Origin of the sequence: Methanobrevibacter ruminantium, from assembly GCF_016294135.1 — an archaeon.
Classification (GTDB): Archaea; Methanobacteriota; Methanobacteria; order Methanobacteriales; family Methanobacteriaceae; genus Methanobrevibacter; species Methanobrevibacter ruminantium_A.
Genome location: NZ_JAEDCO010000038.1, coordinates 1 through 13,314 on the forward strand (window position 1 = coordinate 1; position 13,314 = coordinate 13,314).

12 protein-coding genes are annotated in these 13,314 nt (G+C 32.1%); 1 reads left to right on the forward strand and 11 read right to left on the reverse strand.

From position 1 onward, the window contains the following. Nucleotides 1-135: 135 nt before the first annotated feature. Entirely contained in the window at nucleotides 136-1,167 is a 1,032-nt protein-coding gene (amrS, locus tag VW161_RS07635) for an AmmeMemoRadiSam system radical SAM enzyme (RefSeq protein ID WP_325192864.1), read from the forward strand. A gap of 150 nt (nucleotides 1,168-1,317) precedes the next feature. Here amrS and VW161_RS07640 read toward each other — a convergent pair whose 3' ends face one another. The 11 genes from VW161_RS07640 to purE all read right to left on the reverse strand — a co-directional run bounded on the left by VW161_RS07640 (nucleotide 1,318) and on the right by purE (nucleotide 13,242). Further along, complete coding sequence (locus VW161_RS07640; protein WP_325192865.1) at nucleotides 1,318-3,240, reverse strand: CDP-glycerol glycerophosphotransferase family protein; 1,923 nt, start codon at nucleotides 3,238-3,240, stop codon at nucleotides 1,318-1,320. Then, nucleotides 3,233-3,517 carry a glycosyltransferase family 2 protein gene (locus tag VW161_RS07645; protein WP_325192866.1) on the reverse strand — a complete coding sequence of 95 codons (285 nt, stop codon included), beginning with the start codon at nucleotides 3,515-3,517 and terminating at the stop codon, nucleotides 3,233-3,235. The genes VW161_RS07640 and VW161_RS07645 overlap by 8 nt, the downstream gene beginning before the upstream one ends. A 42-nt stretch (nucleotides 3,518-3,559) precedes the next feature. Then, nucleotides 3,560-4,726: a CDP-glycerol glycerophosphotransferase family protein gene (locus VW161_RS07650; protein WP_325192867.1), complete on the reverse strand. Its 1,167-nt coding sequence runs from the start codon at nucleotides 4,724-4,726 to the stop codon at nucleotides 3,560-3,562. A 66-nt stretch (nucleotides 4,727-4,792) separates the two neighbouring features. After that, a complete protein-coding gene (locus VW161_RS07655) occupies nucleotides 4,793-5,572 on the reverse strand; it encodes a phosphocholine cytidylyltransferase family protein (protein ID WP_325192868.1) in 780 nt (259 codons plus the stop codon). Between the two features lie 55 nt (nucleotides 5,573-5,627). Then, nucleotides 5,628-6,941 (reverse strand): glycosyltransferase, encoded by a 1,314-nt coding sequence (locus tag VW161_RS07660; RefSeq protein WP_325192869.1) that lies wholly within the window; start codon nucleotides 6,939-6,941, stop codon nucleotides 5,628-5,630. A gap of 26 nt (nucleotides 6,942-6,967) precedes the next feature. After that, a complete protein-coding gene (locus tag VW161_RS07665; RefSeq protein ID WP_325192870.1) occupies nucleotides 6,968-7,936 on the reverse strand; it encodes an NAD(P)H-dependent glycerol-3-phosphate dehydrogenase in 969 nt (322 codons plus the stop codon). Between the two features lie 84 nt (nucleotides 7,937-8,020). Then, nucleotides 8,021-8,713, reverse strand: coding sequence for an IspD/TarI family cytidylyltransferase (locus tag VW161_RS07670; RefSeq protein ID WP_325192871.1), 693 nt, complete (start codon nucleotides 8,711-8,713; stop codon nucleotides 8,021-8,023). Between the two features lie 40 nt (nucleotides 8,714-8,753). Then, a complete protein-coding gene (locus tag VW161_RS07675) occupies nucleotides 8,754-9,722 on the reverse strand; it encodes an NAD(P)H-dependent glycerol-3-phosphate dehydrogenase (protein ID WP_325192872.1) in 969 nt (322 codons plus the stop codon). 122 nt (nucleotides 9,723-9,844) lie between these two features. Continuing rightward, a complete protein-coding gene (locus VW161_RS07680; protein WP_325192873.1) occupies nucleotides 9,845-10,846 on the reverse strand; it encodes a LicD family protein in 1,002 nt (333 codons plus the stop codon). A 41-nt stretch (nucleotides 10,847-10,887) separates the two neighbouring features. Next, nucleotides 10,888-12,144 carry a UbiD family decarboxylase gene (locus VW161_RS07685; RefSeq protein ID WP_325192874.1) on the reverse strand — a complete coding sequence of 419 codons (1,257 nt, stop codon included), beginning with the start codon at nucleotides 12,142-12,144 and terminating at the stop codon, nucleotides 10,888-10,890. A 90-nt stretch (nucleotides 12,145-12,234) separates the two neighbouring features. Then, nucleotides 12,235-13,242, reverse strand: coding sequence for a 5-(carboxyamino)imidazole ribonucleotide mutase (gene purE, locus VW161_RS07690; RefSeq protein ID WP_325192875.1), 1,008 nt, complete (start codon nucleotides 13,240-13,242; stop codon nucleotides 12,235-12,237). Nucleotides 13,243-13,314: the final 72 nt, after the last annotated feature.

Sequence of the window (13,314 nt, forward strand, 5' to 3'; positions counted from 1 at the left end):
TCTCAAATGGTCAAATTGAAAAAATAAGCTCAAGAGGTTATCAACATCTCAAATAGACAATGCTTAACCTTGTTTCATTAATTGAATTTATATCAATCATTATAATTTCTAAACAATTATATCAGGTGTTTTATGATGAAGGAATCCAGCTTTTACACTAAACTCTACGAAGGGAATTCATCAAGTGAAAAACCAGTCCAATGCAATCTATGCGGAAGGATGTGCAAGATAGCCAATGATGGTTTAGGATTCTGCAAGACACAAAAAAACATTGAAGGAAAATTATATTCTTTAAATTATCATAGAATAGCTTCATGCCATACAGACCCTATTGAGAAGAAGCCGTTGTATCACTTCTTGCCTGGTTCCTCAACATACTCAATAGGAGGTTTTGGGTGTAATTTCTCATGTTTGAACTGTCAGAACTATATGCTTTCAATGAATTCTTATGATGAATTCAACTCAACTCAAATACTACCAGAAACCATCGTTAAAAATGCTATTAATGACAATTGCCTATCGATTTCTTGGACCTATAATGAACCTACGCTATACTTTGACTTCGCCCGTGAAACCTCCTTGATTTCACATAAGGAAAATCTTAAAAATGCATATGTTTCCAATGGCTATATGAGTGAGGAATCATTAGATGAAACACTGAAATTTATTGACGCTTTTAATATTGACTTGAAGTTCTTTGATGACAGTCTCTATAGGGAAATTTGCGGCGGTGAATTGGACATTGTTCTTGACAATCTAAAAATCATTCATGATGCAAAAAATAAATATGGTACTCATTTGGAAATAACCACTCTTTTGATAAATGACTTGAATACAGATGAAGACCACATAAGATCAATCTGCAATTTCGTATTGGAGGAATTGGGGAAAGAGGTTCCCATTCACTTTTCAAGGTTTTTCCCAATGCATAAGATGAGCGATGAAAACCCAACAAAAACAGATTACCTTTTAAGGGCTAAGGAAATAGCTATAGATATGGGTATTGAATATGTTTATTTGGGAAACATGCCTGCTGACAACAATAGCTATTGCCCTAATTGCGGTGAACTTTTGATTGCAAGGGAAAGATATTGCAACAGCGATAAAAAAAGAATAAGGGATGGCCATTGCATTAATTGCGGGCATGAATTAAATTTCATTTTATAATATCCGCCATTACTATTTTTTTAATTTATTCATTGAAAGTTTTTTTTTAAAGTAAATAAAGTTTCAAAAAGCTTGAATGCAAAGTATTAAGTTTTGGTCATGATTCCATGAAAATAATGAAATAATTATTTAAAAATTATAAAGTGTTGCTTATTTCCAGACTCTCTTGACAATTCTTTCAGTTGCTCTACCATCATCAATGCTGCAAAACCTTTCATAGAACTCATCATATTTCTCTCCAAAATCATCAACTACATTGTCAATGTTTTTTATATTGTCAATCACCTCTTCTGTAGAGAAAAGCAGGGGTCCTGGAACATCCTTATGGATATCAATATAAAATCCTCTTAAAACATGCTCATATTTATCAAGATCGTATGTAAAGAAAAGAATAGGTCTTTTAAGATTTGCAAAGTCAAAGAATACACTGGAATAATCTGTTATTAAAATATCTGAGATTAAGTATAATTCTGCTATATCATCATATTTTGACACGTCTATTGCAAATCCTTTATAATTACTTAAATCTAACTTATTGGCTATGAAGTAATGGGTTCTAATGAGGATAATATATTCTTCGCTAAATTCATCTTTCAATTTGTCTAGGTCAAGTTTTAAATTGAATTTATATTCGCCTATATCGTAAAAATCATCATCTCTCCAAGTTGGGGCATATAAAATGATTTTTTTATCTTCAGGAAGATTCAAATTCTTTTTTATTTCTCTCACATCTTTTTCACTAGCATTGTATAAAATGTCGTTTCGAGGATATCCTACCTCTAGTATTTCTCCTTCATATAGAAAAGCGCTTTTTAAGATTTCACTAGTATATCTATTTGGAGATACTAGGTAATTCCATTCCTTAGCGTTTTTTACATATGTTTTTTTGATTCCTGGGCTACCTGAATGGATATTGCCTATATCCAAACCAAGTCTTTTAAGTGGGGTTCCATGCCAAGTGGATAGAATAACTTGTTGAGGTCTTTTTAAAAGTTTAAAAGGTTGTCTTCCATTAGTTACCCAATATTTTGAAGTTGCAATGTAATAAAAATATTTTAGTGAATCTCTTTTTACTTTTTTTGGTTTTCCTGGAATATTAGTATTTTTATCATTAATAATCCAAATATATTCAAATTTATCCCCGTATTCCTCTAATAAGTATTGGTAGATATATTTTGGACTATCCGTATAAAAATCTCCTCTAAAGCTAATTAAACAAATTCTATTGTCTTTAATTTTCATTTTATTAAATATATTCAAATAGATTGTTTGAACAAGCAAATCCCAATTTAAATTATTGATTATTTCTTTAAATTTTGCTTTAGCTAATCTAAAGTTAATGTATTTAGTGACTGATTTTAAATCGTGATTTTGTAAAGCAATTATTTCTTTTTTGTAATTTTTTATATTATCGATATCTAAATCTTTGGAAACTTGTGATATTTTATCAAAGTTTTCATTTCTCCACTTTTTATCAGATCTAAACATTTTTGAATATATGTTTAAGTAATATGATAATATTTTTTCATTAATCGCTGATTTTAATACATCTTTTTTATTTTTGTCATTAAATTCTTCGATTGATTCCTTTATTTTTTCATATTCCTCTATGGAATATTTGAAGTAATCGATATTCGCTTCATCTGTCAATGATGGTGAATTTATGCTATCATCTCGCTGTCTTTTTGCATACAGTGCATTTTCGGCTGATTTAAAGTTATTAGATTTATTAATCGCTTTTATCATGAATGAGTAATCTGAGAAATATTTTTTTTCTTCATCAAATCTTATTTCTTTAACTATTTCTTTTTTTATTAAAGAATGTAGTGCGGAAAAGATATCTGCACTTTCTGAATCTTTTAAAGTAAGAAGTTCCATGAAATACTCTAAATCTGAGGAATTTTTTCTGGTTAAGAATAGATTATCCCTTTTTTCAAGTTCCTCATCAAAGCGATCTTTTATATAAAGTGTTTCCATTCTTTCTCCATTTATAAAATCAGCATTTGTTTTTTTTGAGACTTCAATTAATTTATCCAATCCTCCTTTGAATATGTAGTCATCCCCATCAAACATATTCTCCGGTAGCTATTTCGAGTCCCATATTTCTTGCTTTTGATACTCCAATAGAATTGTCAAATGATTTTACAATAATGTTTAAATCCTTTTCATATTCCTTTATCAATGCATTTACAGTATAAATATTTGTTGAATCTTCTTTGTTTTCACTTATTCCATTTAGAATAATGATTGTTTCGATATCCTCTAGGTTTTCTTCCCTTAAACTTTGAAGACAATCTTTTAAATATCTTTTTTCACTATTGAATGGAATAATAATACTAATAAATGTCATTTTATCACTTGAATTAAATCTATTAATGAAGTCATCTCATGACTATTTTAAACTTTTTATTAATTTTATTATGTTGTCTGATGCATTTCCATCATCGAATTCATTATATTTCTCTTGGAAAGCCAGGTATTTATCACCGTATTTTTCAAAATACTCTTCTTCTGTGTTGTTTTTTATAAAATCAATAAGTTCTTCTGTAGTTTCTAGCAGGGGTCCTGGAACTGTGTTTATGTCAAAGTAAAAGTCCCTTAAATTGTCTTTGTAGAATTTCATGTCATATGTGAAGAATAGGATTGGCCTGTTTAATAGAGAATAATCAAACATTACTGAAGAGTAATCTGTTATTAAAATGTCAGAGATAAGATAAAGTTCTTGAATGTCCCACATTTCATTGCATTCAACAACGAAATCATCATATTCTGCCCAATCTATTCTGTCCTTTACAAGGTAATGGAATTTCACTATCAAAACGTAATCATCAGATAAAGCATTTTGCATGGTTTTAAAATCCATTTCTGTTGCAAATTTATAGACTCCACTTTGGTAAAATTCATTATCTCGCCAAGTTGGTGCATAAAGAATAATTTTTTTGTATTTATCTATACCAAGTTTATTTTTTATCTCATTTATCTTGGTTTCATTGTTTTCATTGATTAGGATGTCATTTCTAGGGTAGCCTATCTCAAGCATTTCGCCATTGAATGCAAATGCTCTTTTAAATATTTCAGATGAGTAGCTGTTTTGTGATATGAGATAATCCCAAACTGAAGTGCTTTCCTTGAATTTTTGTTTATATTCTTCAATATCCTTGTGCCCGCTCATGTTTACCTTATCCATATCTAAAGCAAGCTTTTTAAGAGGGGTGCCATGCCATGTTTGAATGTATTTTGTATCATTGCTTTTTTTAAGGTAGTATTGATGTCTTGAATCAAATATCCAGAATTTACTTCTAAGGCTGTAGTATAAAAAATTAGCCCCTGATCTTTTAATCTTTAAACAGTTTCCAGGTATTTCAATTTCCAGATTCTGCACTGACCATACACATTTGTATTTTTTATCTAAACCTTGATTTACCATTTCTTCATAGATATAACGTGGATTTCCAGTGTAGTTTCGGCCATTACTGCTTTCAAACATTATGACGTTATTTTTAACAGGAATAAAATGGGATGATAAATTATACCCTGCAATTACTATTCTTTTTATCATTTCTTTAAGATTTAACATAGTTTCATTCCCATTAATATTAGATTAATTTTTTTAACTTTTCATGTTTTAACTTTTAGTTTTGTTTTCCAATTCTTCCACTAGGATTTGAGCATTTTCCCAGTCTGTGTGGTCATCTATTTCAGTCCATTTAAGGCCATTGGTCAGTACATAGTCAATGATTGTGGTTTCACTCAAGTCCTTGTATGCAAAGTCATAGTAGTTTTGAGGGTCTTCCTCTATCTTTTCTTCAAGTATTCTATTGAATTGAACAATATCATCTGCAACTACTTTTGACACTCCAATGAATTCCCCAGAAGATGATGGAATATCCAAGCCTTTACCGATGTCTTCAATCCTTCCGTTAGCTATTGAATTGTCCTTGTTCAATGATTCATTTGCAATGATAAGCTTGAATGATTCTTCATTAAGCTCTTTAAAATTATCAACAATCATACTTGTGTTTTTGGTTTCTGCAAGTCTTGATATGATTTCTGGATCAACCACATTGTCTCCGTTAACTAGAATGAAATCATCCTTGTCATTTTCCTCAATGTACTTGCTTGCAATGTATGTTGATACTGAGGTATTGGTTACATCGTATTTTTCGTTTTCCAATACTTTTATTTCAATACCATATTTTTCACCTATTTCAGGGCATATGTTTTCCACAGTTTCCTTCTTATACCCTACAAGGACTATGAATTTTTCCATGCCTGCATCGATGCAGTTTTTAATCATTCTCTCAAGTAATGTCATATCGTTTATTTCAAGAAGTGCCTTTGGAATGTTGTCAGTCAATGGTCTTAATCTAGTTCCCATTCCAGCAGCAAGTATTACGCCTATCATTTCTTTTCCTCTTTTGTATTTTTTAAGTTAAATTGGATAATTGGGATTATTTTTATTAAAATTTATTTTTTCCTCTTTCAAAAAGGTTGTTTTTCTTATATTTCATCCAGCCCTTGGTTGATTTGAGTTCTTTTATTTCTTCTCTCTGTTCTCTGTTCTTTTGTTTTAATTCTTTTATTTTTGCATTTTTTTCTTTTCTTATTTCTTCTTTTCTAGCTCTTATTTCTTCTTTTTTTATTCTCAATTGCCTTATTTCAGCATTTTTTTCTTTTCTTATTTCTTCTTTTTTTATTCTCAATTGCCTTATTTCAGCATTTTTCTCTTTTATTTTAGCATTTGTAATTTGATTAGTTGATTTCTCATATTTTACAATGAGGATAATATTTTCAAAATCTTCCTTAAGTAATAGATTGTATTTAGCTTTTGAGAGTTCACCTATATCATCAAATGATTCCATTGGGAAAGTTTCAATCAATGGCACTATTTCACTTATCAAGGTTTCTTTAAACTCATCATCAGCTATGTCTAATTGATTTATGAAAATGATAAAGTCATGCTTCAATAATTTTTTATAAAGGTGAGGGAGCAATGGTTTGTATTTTTCGTTTTCTTTTAGAAGAGCAATTATTTCATTGGATATGAAAATGCGGTCTTTTAAATTTTTTATGTTTTCATTGCTTTGTGATATTGATTTATTTCCTTTTGCTCTAAATCTCCATTTATATACAACTTCAGGATATATTCCAATTGAATCGGTTAAGCATTGGACTTGTGTTGAAAATAAAAGATCTTCAAATAATCTTTTTTCTAAAAATCTCAAATCATTTTTTATTAATAAATCTCTTTTAATGAATTTATTGCATGAGGTGGTATTCCATATTAATTCAGGATGCTCTAGGATATTTGTTCGTTCAACATATTCATCAATATTTGAATTTTTCTGCAATGTTTCAAACCATTCCACGCCATTATCATCGAATCTTTTAAAGTTGTATATTATCATATCTTGGGCATGTTCTTTAGCTTCATTGTATAGTTTTTCATATGCATCAGTTTCTATTATGTCATCTGAATCAAAAAATACTATATATTCCCCTTTTGCTGCTTTTATACCTATGTTTCTTGTTATTGATGGGCCTTGGTTTGTTTCATTGTTCATTACTTTTATTCTTTCATCATTTTGCGAAAAATCATTAACAATTTCTAAGGAATTGTCGGTACTGGCATCATTAATACAGATTATTTCAATATTTTGCAATGTTTGATTCACTAAACAATCCAAACATTCTTCAAGATACTCTTCAGTGTTATAAACTGGAACGATAATACTAACTAAAGGTTTTTCTATAGCTTCTTTTTCTATATCCATATCCATTCACCGTTTCATGCTAAAATCTATTCGATATTATCCCATAATACTCTAAAAGCCAATTTAGGTGGGACTTGATTGATAATCACATCATAAACAAAGTCAACAATCACACTTTTTGTATTGTACTTATTGCAAATGTCCTTCATTGCCTTAATTGAGTTCTTTCCTTCAAATATGGCTCCACTAGCCTTTTCATCAATAATTAATCTTTGGCCATACAATACTCCAAGTGTATGGTTTCTGCTTTCCATGGAAATGGATGTAAGAACTAAATCACCAAATCCACAATATTCGTTTACTGTAGATTCCTCTCCACCAATGCTTTTTATGATATCTTTTGTTTCGCTAAATCCTTTTGTAAGAACACCATATCTGGCATTTTCATTGATGTTCATTCCTTCGCAAATACCATTAGCTATTGCATTGATATTCTTTGTAACGCCACATATCTCAAGTCCTACAACATCATCAATTATTTTCACCTTGAATTGGGGAGTGTTAAGCACGGATTTTACGATTTCCGCATTTTCACGACTTCTTGATGCTATATTTGAGACTGTGGAAAGCCTAAGCATTATCTCAGATGCAAAGTTAGGGCCTGACAATGCCACATACTGGTCATCAAAGTACTCTTCAATAAGGTTTCCCATTGTTTTAAGTGAAGGGTATTCGATTCCTTTTGCAGTGGTAACAAGAATTGCATCTTCCCTAATCACTCCTTTAAGGTCTTTAAGAACAGACCTAAATGCAGAAGAAGGGATGGCAAGTATAATAACCTTGCAGTCTTTTATGTCATCATAATCCATAGTAGTAATTATATTGTCTTTCAATCGGGTATTTGGATAATATTCATTGTTGAATCCCGTATTGTTTATTTCTTCCATGAGTTCTTCTCTTCTTAAATGCAGATAGACTTCATTTGCGTTTTCAGCTACGGTTTGAGCAAGTGCGGTTCCCAATGCTCCTGCTCCTATAATAGCTACTTTTTCCATATTTTCACCTTTTTGTATTTTGAATTATAATTATTTCCGTTTATTAATGGGTTAATTGAATCATTTTTGTATTTTGAATTATAATTATTTCCGTTTATTAATCATGGTTTCGGCCACATCAATATCAAATGGATTGGTTATTTTGAAATTAGAAGGATCACCTTCAAATAGGCAGATATCCTCATTTCTTAAGTGGAATAATGCCATTGCTTCATCCAATAGCTTTATTTCATCATCGCTTAAGTCGTTATAGATTTCAATAAATCTTGTAATCTTAAATGCTTGAGGGGTTTGAGCCCTCATAAGATTTTTTCTAAGTGGGATTTCATCAAGATGTTTCTTATCAATTGATTGGAAAATGACATCGGTGGATGGTATAACAGGACAGGATGCAGTATGCTCCTTTGCGCAGTCAATGCTTTTCTGTATTTGTTCAGGACTTACAAAAATTCTAGCTCCATCATGAGTTACCATAATGGATTCCTCTTCTTTATCGGTTTGGTCAATTGAGTTTAGAATTGTGTCATTCCTTGTAACTCCACCTTCTATAACAATTATTTTTTCAGTGTTTTCTATGTATTCATCAATAAGCTCTTTTGTCTTGTCAATATAATCTTTAGGGGATGAAACTATCACATAGTCAAATTCTTCCACTTTCAAGAAGGCCTCTACTGAATGAATTAAGATAGGTTTGTTTCCGATTTTATAGAATTGCTTAGGCATTCCAAGACCTAATCTTTCACCTGTTCCACCTGCTAAGACTGCTCCGTATATCATGTTATCCTACTTTTAAAATTATCCTTATAATTATTTTTTTCTACATTTGTGTCCATAATTCATCAAATGCTTCTACAGGTGTTTTTCCATTTATTAAAACATCATAAACAAAATTCACAGTTAAGGAGTTGAAGTTAACCTCTTCACAAATTCCTTTCAATATTTCTGTTGTGTTTTTTCCTTCAAAAAGAACACCTGTAGCTTTTTCATCAATAACAATTCTTTGACCGTATAATTTACCAAGTGTATGATTTCTACTGACATTTAGCATTGATGCAGTAACCATGTCTCCAAAACCGCAGTAATCATCTACAGTATCCCTTTCTCCACCAAGAATTTCAATCAGGTCTTTAATTTCATTAAAACTCATTGTAAATACTGCAAGCCTTGCATTTGCATTGAGTTCCATTCCTTCACAAAGTCCTTGTGAAATAGCCATCACATTTTTTATGGTTCCGCACCATTCAGTTCCTATGACATCATTGTTTGCATTTACCTTGAATCTGTCTGTAGACAACAATTTTTCAACAATTTCCAAATCATGTTTGTTGAATCCTGCAATTGTAGTGGCTGAAAAATTATTTTTAGCCATTTCAGATGCAATGTTAGGTCCGGATAACACTATAGGTGGCCTATTTGTTTCTTCTTCAATAATTTCACTCATTCTTTTATTGGTGCCTTTTTCCAATCCTTTTGAAGTGTTTACAAAAATGCACTCTTTTGAAACTATTTTGTTCAATTTTGAACTAATTTCCCTCATTATTGAAGAGGGAATGCATAAGAATAACACATCCATTGATTTCAAGTCTTCCAATTCATTTACAGCAGAGATGTTTTTATGCAACTCAGTATTTGGATAATAATGGAAGTTGTATCCAGTATCATTGATATTGTCACAAACTTCTTTCCTTCTTGCATAAAGGTAAATATTATCGCAGTTTGGTGAGATGATTTGTGCTATTGCAGTACCCATAGCTCCCGCACTTACTATTCCTACATTTAATGTCATGGTTTTCACTTACTTGTTTTTTTTTAAAATAATAGTTCCTTTAATGGTTTTCACTTACTTGTTTTTTTTAAAATAATAGTTCCTTTAATGGTTTTCGCTACTTTTTTTCAAAGCAACAGTTTTTATAAGTCATCGAAATTTTCATTGATTTCCCTTAATTTGTCAACGTTTTTCCCCAATATTTCAGTTATATTTGGAGCTCTTCTTATTCTAGGCATTCTGTTATGCACAGTTATTGAATCAGGTATTCCCCAAAAGTCCTTATAAATAAATTTTAAATAGTAATCAGTGTCTTTAGGGCCTGGTAACATAGCGCCATGGAAATTGATTCTTTCGAAAGGCAACATCTTATCGGTTTCGAATGCCATTACATCAATCACTCCTCTTTTACCTGCAGGGCCTTCTATTCCATGAATAAAATGATCCTGTTTTTCGTGAGTAAGATTTAGTTTTTCATAAAGGTTTTTATAAGCGTCTTTTCTTTCAACACCATGGGTAAGGTCCCAATAGAATTCTTTTTTAGCCTCTTCATATGCATCACTGAGATTTTCTCCCTTATAGTCTGCTAAATAATCATAAGGGAAGACATCCACTCCAGCGAGGCTGCGTCCAATTTTACTTTCATCATAGTATAAAATTTGCACGAAAGCATTTACCTTTTGATCATACCAGATTCTCTTTTTATAAACGACTTTAACGTTTTCTTTAAGGCCAACTCTTTCAAATTCCTTTTCGACGACATCAATGAAATGGTCATAATGGTCTCTTAGCATTCCGATATCCAAATCATCGTCCCATGGTATGAAACCGCCATGACGTACAGAACCTAAAACAAGCCCTCCTTCAATCATCCATTCAATATCATGCTTTAAGCAAATTTTATCAATCAATTTTAGAAATTCCACGGACAAGTCTTGGAAATTTTTAAGTCTTGGAGTAGGTATCAATTCATAATCAACAAATAAGCTATTTACAAGCTTATTATTAGATACATTTATTTTTCCTTGTTTTTTAGCCATTTTTTCTTGTTTTTTTGCTAGTATTTCTATTTTCTTGTAATTTTTGTAAACTTTGAAAATTTTTGTCTTTTTAATGACGTTTTTTGCTTTGGTTTTTATTCCCATTTCCCCACCTTTTTAAAAATAGAATCTAATGGATATATTCATTATTCACTAAAACTAACCCTTTCGAACTTTTCCCTCTCCAATATGGATTTTGTAGCATCCACACCTACTTTAGTGGTAGTTCCATCAGGTTTAGCCACTGGATCAAGTGATGACCCTCTTGCCTTTGGAATGATTATTATGTCGTCATCACCTTTTACTCTAGTAGCTATTGCATATTCAATGTCTTGAGGGTCGAAGATGTCAACATCCTCATCCACTACTACAACATGCTTCAAGGATGGGTGAGCTGCAAGAGCTGCCATCATCACATTCTTTGCATCTCCTTCAGTTTGCTTCTTGATTGACACTGCAGCATGCAACCAGCAGCAGCCTCCTTCTGTTAACACTACGTTTTGCACGGTAGGCAAAGTGTTTTTAACTGCATTGAAAATTCTAGGCTCTTGTGGAAGTCCTTGCAAAAGCTTGTGCTCAAATCCAGCAGGGAGAATCGCATGATACATTGCATTTTCCTTTTTGATATACATTTTAGTTATATTGATAACAGGTTCATCCCTGATGTGGTCGTAAGTGTCAGTCAAATCAACAAACGGCCCTTCCTTATGGGTTTCAGTAACTGATATGGAACCTTCAAGAATGATATCAGCATCAGGCACTTTAAGGTCGCCTTTGCAGTTTACAAGGGTTAGCTCTCCATTCTTAAATGCATTAGCAACTTCCATCTCATCAGCATCGATTGGAATTGAAGTGGTACTTGCAAGAAGTGTTGATGGATCCATTCCAATAGCTATTGCAATCTGTAGGTCTTTTCCTTGTGCCTTAGCCTTTTGGAAATAGGTATAAAGGTTTCTAGGTACAATACGAATAGCCAATGTCTTTTTATCCAATACAAGCATTCTGTGAATGGATGCATTTTGAACTCCAGTTTCAGGGTCCTTTGCAATCACGACTCCAGCTGTAATGTAAGCTCCAGCGTCACGTTTATAGTGGGTTAGAATAGGTAATTTTGTTAAATCAGCTCTTTTTGTATTGTATTCCTCTTTAGGGTCAATGAAATCAGTTACTGGAATAGGATTGTTCATTCCATCTATAATCTTTTGAGTTATTTCACTGACCTCACATCCAAGGGAATCAGCTATTTTTTGACGTGTATTGCATATTCCGGATACTACCGGCATGTCAAAGCCTTTTACATTGTTTAATATTACAGTATCCTTTGGATATTGCTTTAATATTTTAGTTGCCTCATAAACTGGGTCAACTTCCTTATCAATTTGAATAATCTTCATATCTGCCATGATAATCACTTTATAGGTTTTTAGTAAATAATATTAGAAATAATAATTTTCGTTTAGATATTTTAAGTTGTCATAAATTAATAATGATATTTATAAATCCCCTGATTTACTTCTAATCCATTTCAATCGCTCTTCCACCTTTTCATCGTTAAGTGCAAGTATTTCTCCAGCTACTATTGCCGCATTTTTTCCATTATCAATGCCAACGGTTCCAATTGGCATTCCAGGAGGCATGTTTACCATAGAGTATAAGGCATCTTGGCCTGAGAGTTTTTTCTCACATGGAACTCCTATTACCGGCTTTTCACTTAAGGCGACTATGGATCCAGCCACTACACTTGAAAGTCCGCTTATAGCTATGAATACTTTTGCATTTGCCCTTTTTGCCATGTACTCCTCGAATGCTTCGACATCCCTTACAGGTGAAATGTAATCGAGCTTGTAGCTGATATGCATTCTTTCAAGCAAAATAGCAGTTTTTTGTGCAATTGCACTGTCTGAATGGCTTCCAGCTAGAATCATAACATCTGGAGTGTTGTCCAAGGTCTCATTGTATTCGGTCTTTTCATAACTTATGTCTGACAAGTAGTCCTTGTTAAGATATTCCCCTTCTATGTCTGCTAAAAGTTCTTTCTCTCCATTTTCAACCTTTTCCTGATATTCTTCTCTAAGCTTGGAAATATTTGCTTTCACATCTTTATTATGAGATGCTATTATTTGTCCTGCAAGGATGGCTGCATTGTCTCCCCTGTTTATTCCAACGGTTGGAACAGCTATTGGGTAAGGCATTTGAACACATGCATATAAGGCATCCAGCCCTTCAATTGCTCCATCTACAGGAACACCTATTACAGGCCTGTGTGTATATGCAGCTATTGCACCTGGCAAGTGTGCTGCAAGCCCTGCAATAGCTATGAATACCTCCACTCCATCTTTTGTTCCATCAATGACAAGCCCTTTTACCTTGTCATGAGTCCTATGAGCGGAAGCCACCTTGAGGCTATATGGAATTTGAAGTTTTTCCAGGATTTTTGTAGCCTTTTCAGCTATTTTCCTATCTGATGCACTTCCTAAAATAATCATTACTTTTGGAACCATTTTTATCTCCTTTAATCTTTTTAAAAATGATGATTTAACATTATGTTTTTATATTTATATAAACTATTATAA

Excerpts from the sequence above, each read along its gene's own strand:
- amrS (WP_325192864.1), top strand. The coding sequence starts at position 136 with ATGAAGGAATCCAGCTTTTACACTAAACTCTACGAAGGGAATTCATCA.
- VW161_RS07640 (WP_325192865.1), bottom strand. The coding sequence starts at position 3,240 with ATGTTTGATGGGGATGACTACATATTCAAAGGAGGATTGGATAAATTA.
- VW161_RS07645 (WP_325192866.1), bottom strand. The coding sequence starts at position 3,517 with ATGACATTTATTAGTATTATTATTCCATTCAATAGTGAAAAAAGATAT.
- VW161_RS07650 (WP_325192867.1), bottom strand. The coding sequence starts at position 4,726 with ATGATAAAAAGAATAGTAATTGCAGGGTATAATTTATCATCCCATTTT.
- VW161_RS07655 (WP_325192868.1), bottom strand. The coding sequence starts at position 5,572 with ATGATAGGCGTAATACTTGCTGCTGGAATGGGAACTAGATTAAGACCA.
- VW161_RS07660 (WP_325192869.1), bottom strand. The coding sequence starts at position 6,941 with ATGGATATAGAAAAAGAAGCTATAGAAAAACCTTTAGTTAGTATTATC.
- VW161_RS07665 (WP_325192870.1), bottom strand. The coding sequence starts at position 7,936 with ATGGAAAAAGTAGCTATTATAGGAGCAGGAGCATTGGGAACCGCACTT.
- VW161_RS07670 (WP_325192871.1), bottom strand. The coding sequence starts at position 8,713 with ATGATATACGGAGCAGTCTTAGCAGGTGGAACAGGTGAAAGATTAGGT.
- VW161_RS07675 (WP_325192872.1), bottom strand. The coding sequence starts at position 9,722 with ATGACATTAAATGTAGGAATAGTAAGTGCGGGAGCTATGGGTACTGCA.
- VW161_RS07680 (WP_325192873.1), bottom strand. The coding sequence starts at position 10,846 with ATGGGAATAAAAACCAAAGCAAAAAACGTCATTAAAAAGACAAAAATT.
- VW161_RS07685 (WP_325192874.1), bottom strand. The coding sequence starts at position 12,144 with ATGGCAGATATGAAGATTATTCAAATTGATAAGGAAGTTGACCCAGTT.
- purE (WP_325192875.1), bottom strand. The coding sequence starts at position 13,242 with ATGGTTCCAAAAGTAATGATTATTTTAGGAAGTGCATCAGATAGGAAA.